This is a genomic window from Pseudoalteromonas sp. T1lg88 (assembly GCF_002964765.1).
Taxonomy (GTDB): Bacteria; Pseudomonadota; Gammaproteobacteria; order Enterobacterales; family Alteromonadaceae; genus Pseudoalteromonas.
On record NZ_PQCF01000032.1, the window covers coordinates 319,939 to 340,091 of the forward strand.

Annotated in this window: 17 protein-coding genes, 2 tRNA genes and 1 pseudogene; 15 read left to right on the forward strand and 5 right to left on the reverse strand. The window is 50.5% G+C overall.

What is annotated here, in order from left to right; genetic code table 11:
- Nucleotide 1: 1 nt before the first annotated feature.
- From dnaX to C2M34_RS13135, 10 genes and pseudogenes are all read left to right on the forward strand, one after another.
- Nucleotides 2-2,440: a DNA polymerase III subunit gamma/tau gene (gene dnaX, locus C2M34_RS13090; RefSeq protein WP_105259030.1), complete on the forward strand. Its 2,439-nt coding sequence runs from the start codon at nt 2-4 to the stop codon at nt 2,438-2,440.
- 56 nt (nt 2,441-2,496) lie between these two features.
- Nucleotides 2,497-2,823 (forward strand): YbaB/EbfC family nucleoid-associated protein, encoded by a 327-nt coding sequence (locus C2M34_RS13095; RefSeq protein WP_105199148.1) that lies wholly within the window; start codon nt 2,497-2,499, stop codon nt 2,821-2,823.
- A gap of 135 nt (nt 2,824-2,958) precedes the next feature.
- Entirely contained in the window at nt 2,959-3,747 is a 789-nt protein-coding gene (locus tag C2M34_RS13100; protein WP_105259031.1) for a hypothetical protein, read from the forward strand.
- Between the two features lie 100 nt (nt 3,748-3,847).
- Nucleotides 3,848-4,459 (forward strand): recombination mediator RecR, encoded by a 612-nt coding sequence (gene recR, locus C2M34_RS13105; RefSeq protein ID WP_105199156.1) that lies wholly within the window; start codon nt 3,848-3,850, stop codon nt 4,457-4,459.
- 144 nt (nt 4,460-4,603) lie between these two features.
- Nucleotides 4,604-6,520, forward strand: a complete 1,917-nt coding sequence (gene htpG / locus C2M34_RS13110) for a molecular chaperone HtpG (protein WP_105259032.1) — start codon at nt 4,604-4,606, stop codon at nt 6,518-6,520.
- A gap of 163 nt (nt 6,521-6,683) precedes the next feature.
- Nucleotides 6,684-7,717 (forward strand): annotated as a pseudogene (locus C2M34_RS13115) (isoaspartyl peptidase/L-asparaginase family protein).
- A 76-nt stretch (nt 7,718-7,793) separates the two neighbouring features.
- On the forward strand, nt 7,794-8,222 hold the full coding sequence (locus tag C2M34_RS13120; protein WP_105199158.1) for a CBS domain-containing protein: 429 nt from the start codon (nt 7,794-7,796) through the stop codon (nt 8,220-8,222).
- 67 nt (nt 8,223-8,289) lie between these two features.
- Nucleotides 8,290-12,192: an ATP-dependent RNA helicase HrpA gene (hrpA, locus tag C2M34_RS13125; protein ID WP_105259034.1), complete on the forward strand. Its 3,903-nt coding sequence runs from the start codon at nt 8,290-8,292 to the stop codon at nt 12,190-12,192.
- Nucleotides 12,193-12,263: 71 nt separating this feature from the next.
- Nucleotides 12,264-12,638, forward strand: a complete 375-nt coding sequence (locus C2M34_RS13130) for a response regulator (RefSeq protein WP_105199160.1) — start codon at nt 12,264-12,266, stop codon at nt 12,636-12,638.
- Between the two features lie 19 nt (nt 12,639-12,657).
- Nucleotides 12,658-12,957 (forward strand): PilZ domain-containing protein, encoded by a 300-nt coding sequence (locus C2M34_RS13135; RefSeq protein ID WP_105199161.1) that lies wholly within the window; start codon nt 12,658-12,660, stop codon nt 12,955-12,957.
- A 59-nt stretch (nt 12,958-13,016) separates the two neighbouring features.
- On the opposite strand, the gene C2M34_RS13140 is transcribed toward C2M34_RS13135, so the two are convergent.
- A complete protein-coding gene (locus tag C2M34_RS13140; RefSeq protein WP_105199162.1) occupies nt 13,017-14,207 on the reverse strand; it encodes a class I SAM-dependent methyltransferase in 1,191 nt (396 codons plus the stop codon).
- 207 nt (nt 14,208-14,414) lie between these two features.
- On the opposite strand from C2M34_RS13140, the gene C2M34_RS13145 reads away from it, so the two are divergent.
- From C2M34_RS13145 to C2M34_RS13155, 3 genes are all read left to right on the forward strand, one after another.
- Nucleotides 14,415-15,053 carry an HD domain-containing protein gene (locus C2M34_RS13145; protein ID WP_199774401.1) on the forward strand — a complete coding sequence of 213 codons (639 nt, stop codon included), beginning with the start codon at nt 14,415-14,417 and terminating at the stop codon, nt 15,051-15,053.
- Entirely contained in the window at nt 15,046-15,444 is a 399-nt protein-coding gene (locus tag C2M34_RS13150; RefSeq protein ID WP_105259035.1) for a VOC family protein, read from the forward strand. The genes C2M34_RS13145 and C2M34_RS13150 overlap by 8 nt, the downstream gene beginning before the upstream one ends.
- A gap of 88 nt (nt 15,445-15,532) precedes the next feature.
- On the forward strand, nt 15,533-16,243 hold the full coding sequence (locus C2M34_RS13155; protein ID WP_158681450.1) for a M48 family metallopeptidase: 711 nt from the start codon (nt 15,533-15,535) through the stop codon (nt 16,241-16,243).
- An 89-nt stretch (nt 16,244-16,332) separates the two neighbouring features.
- On the opposite strand, the gene C2M34_RS13160 is transcribed toward C2M34_RS13155, so the two are convergent.
- Nucleotides 16,333-16,417, reverse strand: a tRNA-Tyr gene (locus tag C2M34_RS13160).
- Nucleotides 16,418-16,455: 38 nt separating this feature from the next.
- A tRNA-Tyr gene (locus tag C2M34_RS13165) sits at nt 16,456-16,540 on the reverse strand.
- Between the two features lie 285 nt (nt 16,541-16,825).
- Between C2M34_RS13165 and C2M34_RS13170 the strand changes: the two genes are divergently transcribed.
- Complete coding sequence (locus C2M34_RS13170) at nt 16,826-17,362, forward strand: hypothetical protein (RefSeq protein ID WP_105199165.1); 537 nt, start codon at nt 16,826-16,828, stop codon at nt 17,360-17,362.
- A gap of 48 nt (nt 17,363-17,410) precedes the next feature.
- Here the strand turns inward: C2M34_RS13170 and C2M34_RS13175 are convergent, their stop codons facing one another.
- Both C2M34_RS13175 and C2M34_RS13180 read right to left on the reverse strand, forming a co-directional pair.
- Nucleotides 17,411-17,869, reverse strand: coding sequence for a YchJ family protein (locus C2M34_RS13175; protein WP_105199166.1), 459 nt, complete (start codon nt 17,867-17,869; stop codon nt 17,411-17,413).
- 193 nt (nt 17,870-18,062) lie between these two features.
- Entirely contained in the window at nt 18,063-18,521 is a 459-nt protein-coding gene (locus C2M34_RS13180; RefSeq protein ID WP_234398818.1) for a hypothetical protein, read from the reverse strand.
- A 233-nt stretch (nt 18,522-18,754) separates the two neighbouring features.
- Between C2M34_RS13180 and C2M34_RS13185 the strand changes: the two genes are divergently transcribed.
- Nucleotides 18,755-20,047: an NCS2 family permease gene (locus C2M34_RS13185; protein ID WP_105199168.1), complete on the forward strand. Its 1,293-nt coding sequence runs from the start codon at nt 18,755-18,757 to the stop codon at nt 20,045-20,047.
- The last annotated feature ends 106 nt before the right edge of the window (nt 20,048-20,153 follow it).

Genomic DNA, 20,153 nt, shown 5'->3' on the forward strand with positions numbered 1-20,153 from the left:
AATGAGCTATCAGGTTCTGGCCAGGAAATGGCGACCGCAAACCTTTCACCAACTTGTTGGTCAAGACCATGTTAAACAAGCTTTGGTTAACGCGCTAAATGAGCAGCGTCTGCACCATGCCTATTTGTTTACCGGGACGCGAGGCGTGGGTAAAACCACCATCGCCCGTATCTTTGCCAAGAGCCTGAACTGTGAGCAGGGCATTTCCGCTCAGCCCTGCGGCCAATGTAGCACCTGCTTAGATATCGAAGCGGGTAAGTACATAGATCTTATCGAAATCGATGCGGCATCGCGCACCAAGGTTGAAGACACGCGGGAAATCCTCGATAACGTGCAATATGCACCAACACGAGGTCAATTTAAGGTGTACCTTATCGATGAGGTGCACATGCTTTCCAAACACAGCTTTAACGCGCTGTTAAAGACTTTGGAAGAGCCCCCCGAACATGTGAAGTTCCTGCTGGCGACGACCGATCCGCAAAAATTACCGGTAACCATCTTATCTCGCTGTTTGCAGTTTAATTTAAGCGCCTTATCTGTACCGCAGATCAGCACCCAGCTGCAGCATATTCTTGGCCAGGAACAAATCCATTACGAAGACTCGGCACTGGCTGTATTGGCTAAGGCTGCCGACGGCAGTATGCGGGATGCCTTAAGTCTGACCGATCAAGCCATAGCCCAAACCAATGGGCAGCTGGTGGAAGAAGCGGTCAAAGACATGCTCGGCCTGATGGATGTGCGTTTTGCCCAGCAGCTACTGAGTGCCGTGCTCCTGCACGATGGCGCCGAGCTGATGCAGCAAACCCGAGCCTTAGCGCAGCGTAACCCAAATTATGTTGCGGTGCTGGATGACTTATTAAATCTGATGCATAGCATTCAGCTGACTCAGTTGGTGCCCAGCGCCGCGGCGCTTAGCGAGCGCGACGCCGAATACGTAAGTGCGGCGGCCCGCAGCGCCGACCCTCAGCATATTCACACTCTGTACCAATTGCTGTTAAGCGGTAAACGTGATTTGCAATGGAGCAGCTCACCACAGGTGGGCTTTGAAATGCTGATGTTACGTTTATTGGCCTTCGAGCCTGCGGCCTTGGCCTCCATGCCAACAGCGCCAGCGAATGTGGCCGAGATGGCCAGCCCTAAGGCCTCGGGTCAAGAGCAAGCGGCTAATTTGCGTGCCATGCTGGCCCGCAATAATAATGAGCTGGCCTCAGCGCCCAAGGCTGCTAAGCCAGAGCCTGTGTCTGCACCTGAAGTACCTTCTGCATCCTCTGCACCCACTGTAGAAATGGATGAGGAAGTGGCGCAGGAGCAAGAAGCGGCGGCGCAATTTGATGCCGTGCTACAACAGGCTCAAGAGTTAGGTTATCAGGGCGGCGAGCCAGCGGAGCCTAATACAGCAGAGCCTGGGTTCCAGCACCAAGCAGCGTTAGAGCAAGTACCTCAGGGTGCTGTTCAAGAACAAGACCAAGTGCAAGCGCAACCCCACATTGAGCAAATGCAGTCAGTAAGCGCTGAGCAAATGCAGCCAGTAAGCCCTGAGCAGGACAGTCAAGGTCAGGCGGCGCCGGCCGAGCAGCTGCATGCCTTGGAAGAGCAAACTCAATCGGCCATCGCCCGTATTCTGCAAAACCGTAAGCTGGCAACGCCTTCGGCAACGCCTTCGCCTGCAGCCGCAGCTGGCCAAAGGGCGCAAAGCCGCAATGAAGTGACCCAAGGCGGCGATGACCTAAAAAAGGCAGCGGCCCGGGGTGAGCGGGCCGAACTAAGCGCATCACCAGGTTATTTTGATACCGCAGTAGCAACTGCAGTTGCCCCCGCAGTTGCCACGGCAGAGCCTGCTCAGCAACAGCAACAGCAACAGCAACAGCAAGAAGCGGCCAAGCGTAAGCAAACGCCGGCGCAGCGCCTGCTTGATAGGCATCAGCCGGATCCGCAAAAGCTGGCCCCTGAGCTGTTGCAACAGCTACAAGCACCGGTGACAAATGCCGAGGCGCAAGAGCAGCCTTTGGTGATCCCTGTGCCTGAGGGCTTTACCAGCAGTATCAGCGACATCAAATTCGCCCATCAGCAAGATGCCTGGGCGGCCTTGATAGACGAGATGAATTTAGGTGGGCGTACCCGTCAGTTTGCTTTGCAAAGCTGCTACCGTAAGGAACAAAATCAGGTGTTTTTGCAGGTCGACGCCAGTCAGCAACACCTGGATGGCCCGGCGTTGCGCGAACGCTTGGTGCAGTGTTTTAGCGAGCAACTGGGCGAGCCCATAGAATTGCATATAGAGTTTAGCCCCGAGGTAGCGGGTACACCGAAACTGATCCAAGAAGCGCTCGACGCCCAGCGTTTGCAACAGGCGGTGGCGGCCATGCACAGCGATCACAATGTGCAGCGCTTAATGACGCAATTTTCGGCGAACCTTGATGAAAACTCGGTGCAGCCATTGTAATTTTTCCTCGCTGGCCTTATCTTTGCCAGCATAGATTTAAATGAAGAGAGAACACTATGTTTAAAGGTGGAATGGGTAACATGATGAAGCAAGCGCAGATGATGCAAGAGCGCATGCAAAAAGCCCAAGAAGAAATCGCAAACTTAGAAGTAACAGGTGAAGCCGGTGCCGGCCTGGTTAAAGTAACCATGCTGGGTAGCCACAATGTACGTCGCGTTGAGCTAGATGAGAGCTTGATGGAAGACGACAAGGACATGATTGAAGACTTGCTTGCCGCGGCCTGTAACGACGCCGTACGTCGTGTAGCCGAAGAAAGCCAAAAACGCATGTCAGAAGTAACCGGTGGTATGAATCTACCTCCTGGCTTCAAAATGCCGTTCTAATAAAGAACCATATAAAAATTAGCGCCTTATGGCGCTATTTTTTTGTCCATTAGTCCCTAAGACCAATACTCACATGTACCCCGATGTTTTATCATTGGCATCACCATAAAAAACCAAGAGAAAGGATACTCAGCTATGAAGTTCAAACTAACCCCAATTTTAATGACGACGACACTGCTTGCGCTTGGTGTGACGCACGTTCAAGCCGACGACCGAAGCTTGAAAGCCCTCCAGGCAATCGAAGAATATAAAGTCCCCTATAAACGTATGATTGAGGACGGTGGCGAATTCTTTTGCCCGGATGCGGATGGGGAAGGAAGCCTAAGCAAATATGCCAGTTGCGAGGAGTATTCAGCCTTGATCAAGCGCGGTTGCTATGGCAAATCACGAGAGGAATTTGGCCGGGAACTCGTCTACGGTGCAGCGTGCGCCGAGTTGACCCTGCTTGATCAGGTCAAGGTGGCCAAGGAAAATCATTTTGATATGGACTCTGCCAATTGGTGGCACCATATTCCCGCCAGCATCATTCCATTACCAGGTGGGATTGAGAGCGACGAAATGAAGCAGCAAGCACAACGTGAGCTTGAAACCCTAGTTAAAGGCAAGACCCTAGGTGAGCTCTCGCTTGTTAATAACAAAAGTAACCCACGCTTGTTTGAGACCGTGCTTGGCTCACACACGCGAGAGTGTGGCGTGGTCAAGGATACGTTTAAATTGTTTGTGCAATTAATCGCCGACTTTAACGGCGATGGCAAGGCCGACTTGCTGCTGAGCGGCACTCGCGATAACCTTTCCGATGATTGCCCTTTAAATGCCTACAAAGAGGGTGGTGGCTCGACCACTTTCTTGTATGAGAAACACAGTGCTCAGTCAGAACTTAAAGTTACGCCATATCAAGAGCTAATCGAGTCGGCCTCAAACTAGGGCTAACAACTCCCTTATACTTTTGCGCTTGGCTTTGGTACCTTAACGCCACATAATAGAGCGCTGAATTACACAGTGTCGCAGCTTAATCGGAATTTACATGCAGCTTTCGCCAAAATTAACTCAACTTGTTGATGCTTTGCGTTGTTTACCGGGCATAGGCCCGAAATCGGCTCAGCGGATTGCCTTTCACTTATTGGAGCGTGACCGTGAGGGCGGCAGCCAATTGGGGGCTGCGTTAAGCCAGGCCATGGTGGATATTGGTCATTGCAACAGTTGTCGTACTTTTACCGAGCAAGAGCAGTGCGAGCTGTGCGGTAATATTAAACGCCAGGATTCCGGCTTGCTGTGTGTGGTGGAATCGCCCAGCGACGTATTAGCAGTGGAGCAAACCGGGCACTATCAGGGCCTGTACTTTGTATTAATGGGTCACTTGTCACCCCTTGATGGCATAGGCCCAAAAGAAATTGGCCTGGATGTGCTCGAGCAAAAACTGGCTGCGGGAGGGATCAACGAGGTGATCCTGGCGACTAACCCGACGGTAGAGGGCGAGACCACAGCCCATTATATTGCCGAGCTGTGTAAGCAATACCAGGTGGGCGCATCGCGTATCGCTCATGGCGTGCCTGTCGGTGGCGAATTAGACCTGGTGGATGGCATGACCTTATCCCATGCCTTTAACGGTCGTAAGCAGGTCACCTTTGACGATTGATTTGCTCTAAAATCCAGCAAAAAGGCGCCTTTTGGCGCTTTTTTCGTTTTTTCTCTCTTGAATCCCAACCGCATCACCCCATATACAAGAGCATATCTGGTTATCAACCTACTCAGTTGAACCTGTTTGCTAACGGAGAGAGAAATGACAGCAACATCAGAAAAAGAAACGCTTGGCTTTCAGACTGAAGTAAAGCAACTGCTTAACTTAATGATCCACTCTTTGTATTCAAACAAAGAGATTTTCCTGCGTGAGCTGGTATCGAATGCTTCTGATGCCGCAGATAAACTGCGCTTTCTAGCCCTTGAAAATGGCGACCTGTACGAAGGCGATGCAGAACTCAAGGTGCGTATCAGCGCCGATAAGGACAAGGGCACGGTAACCATTGCCGATAATGGTATCGGTATGACCCGTGATGAAGTGATCAGCGCCTTAGGCACCATTGCTAAATCAGGCACCGCAGAATTTTTCAAAAACCTGACCGGCGACCAAGCCAAAGACTCGCAGCTGATCGGTCAATTCGGTGTGGGTTTCTACTCGGCCTTTATCGTGGCCGACAAAGTAACCGTGCGCACGCGCAAAGCCGGTGAAACGCACGCTATCGAGTGGGAATCAAAAGGCGAGGGCGATTACACCCTGGCCGAGATCGACAAAGACAGCCGTGGTACCGAAATCATCCTGCACCTGCGCGACGATGAAAAAGAGTTCCTCGATGATTTCCGCCTGCGCGGCATCGTTAATAAATACTCAGATCATATCGCCATTCCGGTAGAGATGTACCGTGAGCCAGTGCCAGAATCAGAAGGCCCGGATGGCGAGAAAATCGAAGCACAACCGGGTCACTGGGAAGCCATCAATAAGGCAGAGGCGCTGTGGACTCGTGATAAGTCAGAGATCAGCGATGAAGAATACCAGGAGTTTTACAAGCATGTAGGTCACGACTGGGAAGAGCCGCTGACCTGGGCACACAACAAGGTGGAAGGTAAAACCGAATACACCAGCTTGCTGTACATTCCTAAGCGTGCCCCCTTTGATATGTATAACCGCGAGCGTCAAAGCGGCTTAAAGCTTTACGTACAACGCGTATTTATCATGGATGACGCCGAGCAGTTTATGCCAAGCTACCTGCGTTTCGTAAAAGGTCTGCTGGACTCGAACGATCTGCCGCTAAACGTGTCCCGTGAGATTCTACAAGACAACAAGATCACCCAAACAATTCGTAAGGGCTGTACGTCTCGCGTGTTGAAAATGCTGGATCGCATGGGTAAGAACAAACCGCAAGAGTATCAAACCTTCTGGGATGAGTTCGGTAGCGTTATCAAAGAAGGTCCGGCGGAAGACATGGCGAATAAAGAAGCCATTGCCAAGCTGTTGCGCTTTGCTTCAACACACACGGACGAAGCGACGCAGAATGTGTCGCTTGAGCAGTACATCGAGCGCATGAGCGAAGGCCAGGACAAGATTTACTACGTGGTGGCCGACAGCTTTGAGGCGGCGAAGAACTCGCCACACCTTGAGATCTTCCGCAAGAAGGGCATCGAAGTCTTGCTACTGAGCGACCGTGTTGACGAGTGGATGATGAGCCACCTCACCGAGTTCCAAGACAAGCAGTTCCAGTCGATCACCCGCGGTGATTTGGACTTAGGTGACCTTGACGACGAAGAGAGTAAAAAGGCCCAAGAAGAGTCTGAGAAGGAAGTGGAAGGCTTGCTTGAGCGCATTAAAACGGCGCTGGGCGATAAGGTCAAGGAAGTACGCTTTACCCATCGCCTAACGGACTCACCGGCCTGTGTGGTTGCCGATGAGCACGATATGAGCTCACAGATGATCAAGCTTATGGAGTCCGTCGGTCAAAAGGTGCCGGAAACCAAGCCTGTGTTCGAACTAAACCCTGAGCACCAGTTGGTTAAGCACCTTAACAATGAGCAGGACGAAGACAAGTTCACTCAGTGGTCAGAGGTACTGCTGGACCAGGCCTTGCTTGCCGAGCGCGGCAGCTTAAAAGACCCGGCCGGATTTGTAACCCGCTTGAATAAGCTGATGCTGGATTTAAGCAAGTAACAGGTAAAAAAATCCCAACTTTGAGCCCGAGCTAACCACTCGGGCTTTTTTTATGCCTGCAACTCGTTGCGGAAAAAAGGAAAACGCTTTATCGCAAGTGCTTGCGCCCGTTAGGAAGAATGCGCATAGTGGAATGCTCTTATTTCCATCATTAGAGCAAGATATGAAATCGTCTTTACTCGGTGCCTTGGCACTTCTTAGTCTTTCTTCTTTTTCGTCGCTAGCCGATACCCCTGCGAATCCCATAGCCATCGCCATTCACGGCGGTGCCGGGACCATTGAAAAGGCACGCTTTACGCCGGAGCAAGAAAAGGCGTATCGCGCCAAATTGAGCGAAGCGGTGGAAGCAGGCTATGCGGTGTTAGACCAAGGGGGCGCCAGTCTGGATGCCATCAATGCGGCCATTAATGTGCTGGAGAATTCCCCTTACTTTAACGCCGGTAAAGGCGCGGTGTACACCTACGAGGGTGAGCATGAGCTCGATGCCTCGATTATGGATGGTCGTACCCGTGCAGCGGGCGCCGTAGCCGGAGTCAAACATATTGAAAACCCCATCGATTTAGCTCGTCTGGTGATGACCAATTCTGTGCATGTGATGTTAAGTGGAGAAGGGGCGGAAGAGTTTGCCCAGCAGCAGGGTATGAAGTTGGTGGAAAACAGTGTGTTTGATACCGAGCACCGTTATGAGGCGCTACTTAAAGCCAAGGAAAAGCTGGATAAGGCCAAATCGGCCACCAAGGATTATCAGGCCCTGCATCAGGCATTGCCAAGCCAATACAAGATGGGTACGGTCGGTGCTGTTGCCCTCGATAGCCACGGCAATATCGCCGCAGGCACGAGCACCGGCGGTATGACGGCCAAGCGCTTTGGCCGCATTGGTGATTCACCGGTAATAGGCGCAGGTACCTTTGCCGATAATGCCTCCTGTGCGGTATCGGCCACGGGGCATGGTGAGTACTTTATTCGTTATCAGGTGGCGAGTGATATTTGTGCTCGAGTGCAATACCAAGGCAAGAGCATTGAGCAGGCCGGTAACGAGGTGATCTTTGGGCCCATGTTCGAAGCCGGTGGCACAGGCGGGGTGATCATAGTCGATGCCAAGGGCAACATCAGCATGCCGTTTAATACGGCGGTATGTATCGCGCCAGTAAGAGCAGTACAACCCCAACCTATGTGGCTATTTTTAAAGACGAATAATTACTCCCCTAGCTACGCAAAAATCCTGGCGCCAACTATATTTACAATGTTGGCGCTAATAATTTTGGGGGTGCGTATGCAATCTATTAAAGTCGCTGATTACTATAACCACAGACCTGTGACTTTCAAAGCCGATATGTCCATTGAAAGCGCGGTGGAAAAACTTCTTCAAAGCTGTCAAACCGGTGGCCCAGTGATCGATGATCTCGGTACCGTCATTGGTTTTGTTTCTGAGCAAGACTGCTTGCAACAAATGCTTAATTCTACCTATCAAAACGAAGCACACTGCGTGGTTGGTGATGTGATGACCAAGGAGCCCTTGTGTGTCACGCCTGATCATAGCGTGATGACGGTCGCCGAAAACATGAAGATAGATAAGCCGAAAATGTATCCGGTGTGCGATGAGCAAGGCAAGCTCATGGGGATCATCACTCGGGCCCATATTTTGTTGGCGCTGGACAAGCACTTGCATGACAATTATGCGCCTGGAAAACGCTTTGTCTAACGATACACTTTAGAGCGATATTTTGCTAAGCTGAGCAGCCATTTTATGCCGTTATTTAGAGGCCTGTGTGTCTGCCAGCAAATCCTTGTATGCCAAGCTCAATGAGTGTTTAAAAAAAGACCAATTTATACTCAAAAAACGCCTACAAGGGGTGCAAAAAATAGCCGACGCCCAAAAACAGCAGGGTGTTCTTGCTAAGATTGCCACCAGTATTGATGCCAGTATTGCTGCTCGCGCCAAGCGTTTGGCCGAGTTGCCTAAGCCCAGTTTCCCAGCGGCCTTACCCGTTAGTGAAAAACGCGAAGATATTAAAGCGGCGATTGCCAAGCATCAGGTGGTGATTGTTGCCGGTGAAACCGGCTCGGGTAAAACCACTCAGCTCCCGAAAATCTGCCTAGAGCTAGGTCGTGGCGTTGAAGGCTTAATTGGCCATACTCAACCACGTCGCCTAGCGGCACGTAGCGTTGCCGCCCGTATTGCCGAAGAGTTGGAAAGCGAAATTGGTCAAACCGTCGGCTTTAAAATTCGTTTTAGCGATCAGGTCAGCGAGCGCAGTTATATTAAACTGATGACAGACGGTATCCTGCTCGCGGAGATTCAAAACGACCGCTATCTCAACCAGTACGACACCATCATTATCGATGAGGCCCACGAGCGCAGTCTGAATATCGACTTTATTCTCGGTTATCTGAAGAATCTGCTGCCCAAGCGCCCGGACTTAAAAGTCATTATTACCTCGGCGACCATAGATCCGGAGCGTTTTTCTCGTCACTTTAACGACGCACCTATTATCGAGGTGTCCGGGCGTACCTACCCGGTGGAAGTGCGTTACAGGCCGATCACAGAGCTTAGCGGCAGCGACGAGGAGCAGGATGAAAACGACCAACTGCAAGGCATTTTCGATGCCGTAGACGAGCTCTACGACGAAGGCCCGGGCGATATCCTGATCTTTATGAATGGTGAGCGGGAAATTCGCGACACCGCCGATGCCCTTAGCAAGCGCAACCTCAAGCATACCGAAATACTGCCCTTGTATGCCCGCTTATCTAATGCCGAGCAGAACCGAATTTTCCATCCAGGTAATAAGCGCCGTATTGTCCTTGCCACCAATGTGGCGGAAACCTCGTTAACCGTGCCGGGGATCCGTTATGTGATAGACCCGGGTACCGCCCGTATTAGCCGCTACAGTTATCGTACCAAGGTACAGCGCCTGCCAATTGAAGCGGTCTCTCAGGCCAGTGCCAATCAGCGTAAGGGTCGTTGTGGACGTGTGGAAGCGGGTATCTGTATTCGTCTTTATTCCGAAGAAGACTTTTTAGGGCGTCCGGAGTTTACCGACCCTGAGATCCTGCGCACAAACCTGGCCTCGGTTATCTTGCAGATGCTTGGCCTTGGCCTTGGTGATATCAGCCGTTTCCCTTTTGTGCAGCCGCCGGATAGCCGCAATATCAATGATGGCGTGCGGTTACTTGAAGAGCTTGAGGCGGTTAAACCGGCGAAGCAACGCAGTCAAATCGAGCTCACCAAAATGGGTCGCGATTTGGCGCGCATTCCGCTTGACCCCCGTCTTGCAAAAATGGTGCTGGCAAGCGTGCCGCTTGGGGCTATGCGTGAGGTGATCATCATCACCGCGGCCCTGGCCATTCAAGACCCGCGCGAGCGTCCGCAAGATAAAAAAGGCAAGGCCGATGAACTGCACGGGCGTTTTAATGATGATGACTCGGACTTCATCGCCTTTTTAAACCTGTGGAACTACCTCGAAGAGCAACAAAAAGCCCTGACCAATAATCAGTTCCGCAAGCTCTGCAAGCAGGAGTTCTTTGCCTATATGCGCATTCGTGAATGGCAGGATATCGTTTATCAGGTATCGACCATCTGCGAAGAAATGGGCTTAAAAGACGCGAGCAATGAGCCCAGCTTTGAGACTCTGCATCAGGCCCTGCTTAGCGGCCTGCTGAGTCATGTGGGGCAAAAGGACGATAAAAACGCCTTTTATCAGGGTGCACGCAACAGCCAGTTCCATATCTTCCCGGGCTCTAATCTCTTTAAAAAGCGGCCAAAATGGCTGATGTCGGCGGAGCTGGTGGAAACGTCCAAACTCTACGCCCGTATCAATGCCAAAATCGATGTCGCCTGGCTGGCGCCACTGGCACAGCATCTGGTCAAGCGCAGCTACAGCGAACCCCATTGGCAGAAAAAAGCCGGGGCGGTTATCGCCTTCGAACAACAAACCCTCTATGGCCTGACCATAGTGGCGAAAAAGCGCAGCCAGTATGACAAAATCGACCCGGTTGTCAGCCGTGAAATCTTTATCCGCACCGCCTTGGTGGAGCAGGAGTTAGGCGCTAACGAGTCCTTTTTGCAGGTGAATCGCAAGCTTATTGAGGAAGTACAGGACTTAGAAAACAAGGCGCGCCGTCGCGATATCTTGGTCGACGAGCATACCCTGTACGAGTTCTACGATAAGCATATTCCGGCGGATGTCTGTAACCGCGTCAGCTTCTTGAAATGGTATAAGGAACAAAAGCGCAAAGATAAACGCTTCTTGCATATGAGCAAGGAAGCGCTGATGCGCCATGGTGCCGATGAGATCACCGCCGATAATTACCCGGATATTTGGATGCAGGGCAACCTGGTATTGCCGCTGAGCTACAGCTTTGAGCCGGGGCAGGATGTCGATGGTGTGGCGGTGCAAATCCCTCTGGCACTGCTTAACCAGGTGCAAAATGAGGGCTTTGACTGGCATATTCCCGCCTTTAGACATGAGCTTATTTGTGCGCTGATAAAGTCCTTACCCAAAGCCCAGCGCCGCAATTTTGTGCCAGCCCCTAACTATGCCGATGCGGTATTGAGCTCGGTGGAGCCGCTGCAAGGTAAGCTGGTGGATGCCCTGGCACTGCGTCTATTCCGTATGACCGGAGCCAAGGTTGAAGCCGAGCAATTTGACCCATTGGCGGTGGATGAGCATTTGCGCATGGCCTTTGAGGTGCGCGACGATAGAAATACCTTGGTGGCGCGCGGCTATGATTTGGATGCGCTGAAGGCCCAGCTGGCGGATAAGGTCAGTAATACCCTGTCTCAGGTGGCCGATGAAGGCATTGAGCGCCAAGGGCTGACCGAATGGCAATTTGAGGCGCTGCCCGAGTCCTATGTGAAAAAACAGGGGCAATACGAGGTTAAAGCCTTTGTGGCCCTGGTAGATAAAAAAGACAGCACCGCCATTGAGCTGTTTGACTCGCCGACCAAGGCGCAGGCGGCTCATCAGCAGGGGTTACGTCGTATGGTGCTGTTGAACATTCCATCGCCGATAAAATACTTGCAGCAAAACCTGCCCAATAAAGCCAAGCTGGGCCTGTATTTTAATCCTTTTGGCAAGGTGCAGTTGCTGATTGATGACTGTATCGCCGCCGCCGTGGATAAACTATTGGCAAACTTCGGCGATATTCGAGACGCCGAGCAATTTAATGCCGCCAAGGAGCATATCCGCGGCGAGCTTGGCGATACTGTGGTTGCTATCGCCTTGCAGGTGGAGCAGGTGCTCAGTCGTGCCCATGGCATTCATAAGCGCATGCGCGGTAAGGTGGATCTCAGTATGATCACCGCCCATGGCGATATAAAAAACCAGCTTGAGAGCTTGATTTTTAAAGGCTTTGTCAGTCATCATGGCGCCGATAAAATGGCCGACCTGAGCCGTTATATGCAGGCCATTGAGCGCCGTTTGGAAAAACTGCCGGTGGATCCGAATCGTGATCGTCTCTGCACCCTGGAGCTGGATAAGGTCGCTGAGGCCTATAAAAAATGCCTGGCCAAGCACCCTAAAGGGGAGCCACAACCTGAGGCATTAACAGAAATATTTTGGATGCAGCAGGAGCTGCGCGTTTCTTTATTCGCGCAAACCTTGGGTACCCCTTATCCGGTGTCTGCCAAGCGGGTCCTTAATGTTATAAGTGAATACCTTAGTAAGACTTAAGCCGCAGTGAGCTTAATGTCTGCTGGGTTATAATTACAATTATGATAAGCGCATAGACAAGGACGGAGGTCGTGTTGCGTACACAGAATAAAGCCAGGTTGCTGGTTGTTGATGATGAGTATTTTAACTTTACCTTCTACACTCATGTATTAGGTGAGCAGTTTGAGTTGAAGTACGCAAAATCAGGTGAGCAGTGCTTAAAAGAAGCGCTTACTTTTCATCCCGATGCCATCATGCTGGATGTATGTATGCCCGGGCTGGATGGGTTCGACACCTGTCGTATACTGAAAAACACGCCAGAGACCAAAGACATCCCTATTTTAATGGTGTCTGGACTGGAGTCTGAGGCAGCTAAAAAACACGCCTTTGAGGTTGGTTGTGATGGGTTTTTTGTTAAACCTTTGGCGATGAATGAGCTAATGGAGCGCTTGCAGACACTGATTTAAAGAGCTTGAGGAGATCCTTATGCTTTATCATCAAGAGCAACGCAATTTCCGCCGCATGTTGGTGGATGCCCAGGCTACCGTTGAAGTCAATCAGGGCCAGGAGGTGTTTAGTCGCACGGCAATTTGCCATGATTTAAGCGCTTCCGGGATGCAATTATTTCTCGATACTGCCGTCGATCCCGGCGCTACCATCAAGGTACGAATTCAATCTGCCACAGCCAGTGTGGCTCCCTTAAATGCCTTAACCCGTGTGGTGCGTTGCACCCGTGAAGACGACGGTCAATATAGTGTCGGTGTGCAGATGCTGGAAGTGAGCTAGCCAGAAGCGATAGCAAAAGTGAGCGCCAAATGGCACTCACTCTCGGGTTGCAGAGGTGACTAGTAGACCTTACAAACAAGGCCTTTAAGGTAAAAGCCTTCCGGGTAGGGGCCGGAGATGGGGTGATCGGCGGCCTGATTTAAACGCTCGACAATTAGTAAATCACGGTGCGCATCCAGCGCCGCATCAGCCACCACTTTTTGGAATAAGTTCTGCTCCATCAAGCCCGAGCAGGAGAAGGTCAATAAGGTGCCGCCAGGCTTAAGCAATTGCATCGCCAGCATATTGATATCCTTATAGCCACGACAAGCGCCGGTAAGCTGGGCCTTAGACTCAGCAAACTTCGGCGGATCCATCACAATAGTGTCGAATTTACGCCCTTGCTCGCGGTATTCGCGCAGCAGCTTAAACACGTCCTGCTTAACAAAGTGCGCTTTACTCATGTCCAGCTGGTTGTGCTCAACATTGCGTTTGGCTATATCCAGGGCATTTTGTGATACATCAACATTGGTGACTTCCTTACAACCGCCGCGCAGTGCATACAGGCCAAAGGTGCCGGTGTAACAGAAACAGTTAAGCACGTCCTTGTCTTTGACATAGCGCTCAAGGGCGGCGCGGCTGTCACGCTGATCCAAGTAAAAACCGGTTTTATGGCCACCGATAATGTCCACTTCGCAGGTGAGGCCATTTTCTTCGATCAGTACCGGAGCCGATGGGGCTTCGCCAATTAATGGCCCCGTGGTCGGCGCCAGGCCTTCTTTTTTGCGCACATCCACATCTGAGCGCTCATAGACGGCGCAATCTGGGAAGATACGCTGCAAGGCGGCAACAATATCGCCCTTATGACGCTCGGCACCGGCACTAAGCAGCTGGCAAACCAGGTAGTTGGCGAACTTATCTATGGTGATACCAGGCAGGCCATCCGACTCGGCCGCACACAGGCGGTAACCGGTTAAGCCGCCTTCGGCTATGGTGTGTTGGCGCGCATCCAGGGCACGCAATAGGCGTTTGTGGAAAAACTCCACATCGATTTGCTCGTGCTCGTCAAAGCTCCATACGCGGGCACGGATCTGTGATTCTGGGCTGTAAGCGGCGGTGGCAAGGAATTTACCCTGGCTGTCGTAGACGGTCACTGTATCGCCTAGGGCCAAATTGCCTTTCACTTTTTTGACTGCCTTGGAGAAAATCCAAGGGTGTTTGCGCTTAAGTGATTTTTCGCGCCCAGGTTGAAGATAAATTGCGCCGGCCATTGCAGCTCCTGATAGTAAATTGAGGCGCTATTCTAGGTAGTCGCAGGCCGATACTCAAATTTAATTTTGCCAATTAGCTATCAGTCCTTTATTGTCGGTTACAATGACCTGGGCGCTAATTTTATAATGCGCCTGAATAAGCCTATAACTAAGCCAAGCACAGAGCGAGAAACAGTGAATAATCAGGCCCTAATATTGCCCGAAGCAATGCAGCAATTAGAACAACAATGCCGAGAATTTATCCTTGATTGCGGCAGTGCCGATGCGGCCCATGATATCACCCATATCGAGCGCGTGGTGCAGGTGGCCAAACGCTTGTGTGTGCAAGAGCAGGCCGAAATGGCGGTGGTTTTACCGGCAGCCTGGCTGCATGATTGTGTGGCGGTAGCGAAAAACCATCCGGATCGTGCCAAGGCTTCTTTGCTGGCCGCCGATAAGGCGCTGACATTTTTGCATAGCATAGGCTACGAAACGCAATATTTAGAGGCCATTCATCATGCCATTGTTGCCCATAGTTTTAGCGCCAATGTCACCCCGCTGACGCTGGAAGCACAAATAGTGCAAGACGCTGACCGTATGGACGCCTTGGGCGCGGTGGGGATCAGCCGCTGTATGAAGGTGGGCGGTGCCATTTGCCGCGGCTTGTATCATCCTAACGATCCTTTTTGCCATGAGCGCGAGGCGGATGATGGCAAATACACGCTCGATCATTTCTTCGTTAAGTTACTGGGTTTAGCCAGCACCATGAACACTCACAGTGCTCGCATTGAAGCCGAGCATCGCACCGCCTATATGCAGGACTTTTTACGTCAACTCGGACACGAGATTGGGATGAGTTATGACTAAGGCACCATTACTACGAGGCGTGCATCATTGTCACCTGCAGGTAAAAGACATGCAGCAGGCCCTGGTGTTTTATCGTAATGTGATGGGCTTTGAGATAGTCCCGGAGCTGGAATTTTGGTATCACCATCAGGACGATGGTCCACTTATGTTGCAAGATCAGGCAAAGACCATTTGCCTGGCATTGTTTGAAGGCAGCCGCAGCAGCAATGGTATTGCCTTTGCCGCCGATGCGCAGGCCTTTGTCCACTGGCGTCGCCACCTAGAAGGGCAGGATGTTAAGGTAACTTTGGCGGATCACCTGGTTTCACATTCACTTTATTTTCGCGACCCCAGTGCCAATATGCATGAGATCACCTGCTTTGAATATGAAGCGGTGCATAAATTGCTTTAACCTTGGCTTGGGGCGGCTAACCACTGTCTGCAAAAGCCTGATATCATTCACCCGAACGATTAGCTAACATTTTAGACAAGGCCTTATTGTGCTCCCAAATTTGGCACCCGATGTGCCGATGGACTATCAAATCACCTACAGCGGGAAACGCTCGACCGTCGCCATAATAGTCAAACGCCAACAACTTCTGGTTAAGGCGCCAACGGGCACCTGTGAGCGCTTTATCGCCGAGTTTGTCGCCAGTAAACGAGATTGGATCAGCAAACAACTAGATCGTCAGGGTGAACTGTACAGGCTTAAAAGTCGCCCCCTGGATGATGGAACCTTAAGTTTATTCGGTAGGTCTGTGCCTGTGGTGATCAAAGGTGCTAAGGCCAGCTCGGTGAGATTACAAGATAACAGCATTGAGCTGTGTATTAGCGCTCGAGTCCGACATCAGCAGGAGAAAGCTAAAGAGCTCTTACTGGCATTTATGGCCGAGGAGTTAGCGCGCTTTATTTATATGCGATTAGATTATTGGCAATCGCGCATGGGCGTAAAGGCTGTGGACATTAAGGTACGTGTATATAAACGCCGCTGGGGCAGTTGTGATCGTCGGCACAGGCTGACCTTAAATACTCTGCTGGCGGGGGCACCAACCTGGGTGATCGATTATGTTTTAGTGCATGAGCTGGCCCATATTCGATATATGGATCATGGTCCAAGGTTTTGGCATTTGGTTAATCAACATTGTGCACAGACGCAAGAAGCTAAGGCCTGGTTACGAGAGCAGGGAACGAGTTTAGAATTGGCGTTTTAATACCAAGCGATGCCATGGTTAGGCTCGATGCGTTATAGCAGTTTACCTATGAGCTAGGCTTTATTTACTGGAAACTAGTAAGAAAGAAGTGGTGGAGGGAGCTGGATTCGAACCAGCGAAGGCAATGCCGTCAGATTTACAGTCTGATCCCTTTGGCCGCTCGGGAACCCCTCCACTAAAAATGGATGCGTGCTTATTAAACTTTAGAAAAGTGGTGGAGGGGGCTGGATTCGAACCAGCGAAGGCAATGCCGTCAGATTTACAGTCTGATCCCTTTGGCCGCTCGGGAACCCCTCCTAAGCAACGGCGGCGATAATAGCAAACTGAGCTTTCAAGTAAAGAAAAAAACTAAAGAAATACTAAATTATGCCGATAACCGCATAGATATAAGTCATCTTGTCGAAAGTTTATGCAAATCAAGGTCGTCGCTTTTTAAGATAAAATCACGATATGAAAGCACAGAAACAATTTGTCAGCGTATAACACGCCAACACAAACCATAAATACTGGGCACTGGGTCAGGTACGTCTATACTCATTAAGGCAGTATTAAAGGTAGTAAAACTCACCTGAGGATAGTGTTATGAACAAAACAAACGCTCTACTGCTGAGTGCATCACTGGCCGCTTTGGCCGGCTCAGCCATTGCTGATGAAGATAAACAAGCCTTATTAGAGGATGCTTTGAGCGCCGCACCGCCGACGTTAAGAGATAAGGTAACAGTGATGGACTGGCAACAAAATGTGTTGCAAGAAGGCAGCAGTAATTACACCTGTTTTCCTACACCACCAAGCCTAAGCGGTACCGCACCCATGTGTATGGATGGGCCTTGGATGGAGTGGGCGGATGCCTGGACCAATAAAAAGCCGTTTCAGGCTAAAGCGGTAGGTATTTCCTATATGCTGGCCGGAGATGGTGGTGCCAGTAATACCGACCCTTATGCAGAAGGGGAGACGGAAGATAATCAATGGATCGTAGAAGGTCCACATTTGATGATTATTATGCCGGATAACGCTCTTTTGGATAGCTTACCCACAGATCCCTATGCAGGTGGTCCCTATGTTATGTGGAAAGGAACTCCCTATGCGCACATTATGGTGCCGGTTGGCCCAAGAGAATAAGTGCTCTTCTCAACGCCCACACAACCCCAGTGAGGGCGTTTTTTTATTCTAGCTTCCACAACACTTTTTAAATTTCTTTTCGCTGCCACAGGGGCAGGAGTCATTGCGACTGAGTTTACGTTCTGTTGTGGGCATCAGGGTACCCGCGTCGTAAAGCCAATGACCATCTTGTTGGATAAAGGTCGAGCGCTCATGAATACAACACAGGCTATTGGCAAATAGATAATAGGCCTTAAATTCAACCTCGGCTGGATAGGCAGTGAGGTCGGTGTCGACTATCTCAAGTTTGGTGAATTTAGCCGCTTCGGCAAATTCGGCGACATCTTCTGCCTGGTTATTCTTGAGGGCTGCCGCCGAGCAAGTGGCAACTAAATACTCAATGGCCTGGGTGCAAAAGGCGCTGTAGCGCGATTTCATCAGAGTAAGGGCATCACCAGCTTGTTCACTCCCGCTGATAAAGCGGCCACAACAATCGGTATACTGTTTCTCAGACCCACAATAACACATACATGATCCCACAAAGGCAAAAGCCGCATTTTATACCAATTCACTTAAATAGCTAATCGCTCTGGCGGGGTAAATATCATGCTTACGGCGTTGTGATTTTTCTATGGAGAATAACTACATAAGAAAAATTTCGCCTTGTTAGCATATCATTTATCCAGCGCTATACCCGATCGCATACTTAACAGAATTGGTATTAGCAAATTTGCATGGCTTGGGGCAGCTTGGTCTGAACGGCATCGGAATCCGCGTCAGCATCGGAGGCAAAGCAATATAATTGCGCCTTGGCCTGATGGGTATTGAGTTGCATGGCTTCAAGTTGCGCCAAGGTAACAATATCCGTCCAGGTAACAATGGCGGCGAAGCGACCGTTTTGCAGTGCACAATTAAGCATATATTCGCAATCAACAATGTGTTTGCGGCGGATAACCAAGAGCTTACTGGTGTCGATAGAGCAAGAATCTAGCAGGTCGCGGCTGGGGATATGATCCGGTGCAACCAGCAGGGTCCAACCATTACTGCTATTGTAGCGATGGATAATTTTCAGTAATTCAAAAGATGCTGAGATCTCATCTTCTGTATGCACCAGGTTAATGGCCACCGGGTTTTCTTGATGATAGCTTTTTACGTGTCGAACCGCTGCTGTATGTAACATAATTGCCTCGCTGGGGGTAAAGTAAACGATATACAGTGTTTTATACAGTATTTATATACAGTAGTTTATACAGTTGTTGGGTGCAAGCTTTTTTTTGCCTCTTTTTTAAACGGTATTTTTTAGCCGAGATTAAAAGTTTGCACGGAAATATGGGTTAAAGCGGCTATTTATGCGGTCATTTGTCCGTATTTGTGCTAGCATTGCCGGCTTGTTTATTAGCTCGAAAAAGACCAATGCTAGAGAGTGTTTTTAAGATCAAAGCGCATGGAAGCTCTGTGAAACGTGAGGTGATTGCCGGTATCACTACCTTTATCACCATGGTGTACATTGTTTTTGTTAACCCGGCGATGCTGGCGGAAGCGGGGATGGACCAAGGCGCGGCCTTTGTCGCTACCTGTATTGCCGCAGCAATTGGCTGTTTTATTATGGGTTTTTGGGCCAATTATCCGCTGGCCTTGGCGCCGGGAATGGGGCTGAACGCCTTTTTCACTTATGGTGTGGTGCTAGGCATGGGTTACACCTGGCAAGCGGCATTGGGCGCGGTCTTTATGTCGGGCAGTATCTTTTTACTGCTAAGCCTGTTTAAGGTGCGGGAATGGATTATCAACGCCATTCCTTTAGTGTTAAAAAGAGCCATCGCCACGGGTATAGGTGCATTTCTAGCCTTGATCGCCTTAAAAAATGCCGGCATTGTTGTTGCCAGCCCGGCGACCCTGGTGCAGATGGGCGATATCACCAGCAGTGGTCCGCTTTTGGCTATTTTGAGCTTCTTTATTATTGCCGCCTTGCTGTATCGCGATATCAAAAGCGGTGTTTTGATCAGTATTATGCTGGTTACCTTGGTGGCCCTTGGGTTGGACTTGGTTGAGTATCAGGGGGTTGTCTCGGCGCCGCCATCTATTATGCCGACCTTTATGCAACTGGATTTCGCCGGTGCCCTTGAGCTCTCTATGCTCAGTGTGGTCTTTGCATTCCTATTCGTTGACTTATTTGATACCTCGGGCACCTTGGTTGCGGTAACGCAAAAAGCGGGCCTGGCCGATGATGAAGGGCGTATGCCGCGCCTGGGTCGTGCATTGAGCGCCGACAGTAGCGCTACCATAGCCGGCTCCATGCTGGGCACCTCAACTACGACTTCTTATATTGAGTCGGTGGCCGGTGTTTCCGTCGGTGGACGCACAGGTTTAACCGCCGTTGTGGTGGGCCTGTGTTTCTTATTGATGATGTTCTTTGCGCCATTAGCCTCCATGGTGCCGGCCTATGCCACTGCGGGGGCGATTTTGTATGTTTCTATCTTGATGCTGCAAAACCTGAAACTGGTTGATTGGGACGATATGACAGACGCCATCCCTGTGGCCGTTGTATTACTAATGACGCCGCTGACCTTCTCGATTGCCCATGGTATTGCGCTAGGCTTTATCGCTTATACCGCGGTGAAGGTGGTTTGTAATAAGGCCAACGAGGTCAGTATCAGTGTCTGGATACTCAGTGCCTTATTTGTGCTCAAGTTTATCTTCCTGTCTTAATTAAGAAGGCCGCTGTTAAGCGGCTTTTTTCTTCCCTTGCGATAATGTACTCGCTGTTAACATGAGGGTGTTAGCGTAAGCACAGTGTGCGTAATGGTAAGACCTC

Coding starts and splice junctions, on each gene's coding strand:
- C2M34_RS13145 (WP_199774401.1), top strand. CDS start 14,415: ATGCAGCAATTAGAACAACAATGCCGAGAATTTATCCTTGATTGCGGC.
- C2M34_RS13135 (WP_105199161.1), top strand. CDS start 12,658: ATGCTTTATCATCAAGAGCAACGCAATTTCCGCCGCATGTTGGTGGAT.
- C2M34_RS13180 (WP_234398818.1), bottom strand. CDS start 18,521: ATGTTACATACAGCAGCGGTTCGACACGTAAAAAGCTATCATCAAGAA.
- C2M34_RS13095 (WP_105199148.1), top strand. CDS start 2,497: ATGTTTAAAGGTGGAATGGGTAACATGATGAAGCAAGCGCAGATGATG.
- C2M34_RS13170 (WP_105199165.1), top strand. CDS start 16,826: ATGAACAAAACAAACGCTCTACTGCTGAGTGCATCACTGGCCGCTTTG.
- C2M34_RS13100 (WP_105259031.1), top strand. CDS start 2,959: ATGAAGTTCAAACTAACCCCAATTTTAATGACGACGACACTGCTTGCG.
- C2M34_RS13185 (WP_105199168.1), top strand. CDS start 18,755: ATGCTAGAGAGTGTTTTTAAGATCAAAGCGCATGGAAGCTCTGTGAAA.
- C2M34_RS13150 (WP_105259035.1), top strand. CDS start 15,046: ATGACTAAGGCACCATTACTACGAGGCGTGCATCATTGTCACCTGCAG.
- htpG (WP_105259032.1), top strand. CDS start 4,604: ATGACAGCAACATCAGAAAAAGAAACGCTTGGCTTTCAGACTGAAGTA.
- C2M34_RS13140 (WP_105199162.1), bottom strand. CDS start 14,207: ATGGCCGGCGCAATTTATCTTCAACCTGGGCGCGAAAAATCACTTAAG.
- dnaX (WP_105259030.1), top strand. CDS start 2: ATGAGCTATCAGGTTCTGGCCAGGAAATGGCGACCGCAAACCTTTCAC.
- C2M34_RS13175 (WP_105199166.1), bottom strand. CDS start 17,869: ATGTGTTATTGTGGGTCTGAGAAACAGTATACCGATTGTTGTGGCCGC.
- C2M34_RS13120 (WP_105199158.1), top strand. CDS start 7,794: ATGCAATCTATTAAAGTCGCTGATTACTATAACCACAGACCTGTGACT.
- recR (WP_105199156.1), top strand. CDS start 3,848: ATGCAGCTTTCGCCAAAATTAACTCAACTTGTTGATGCTTTGCGTTGT.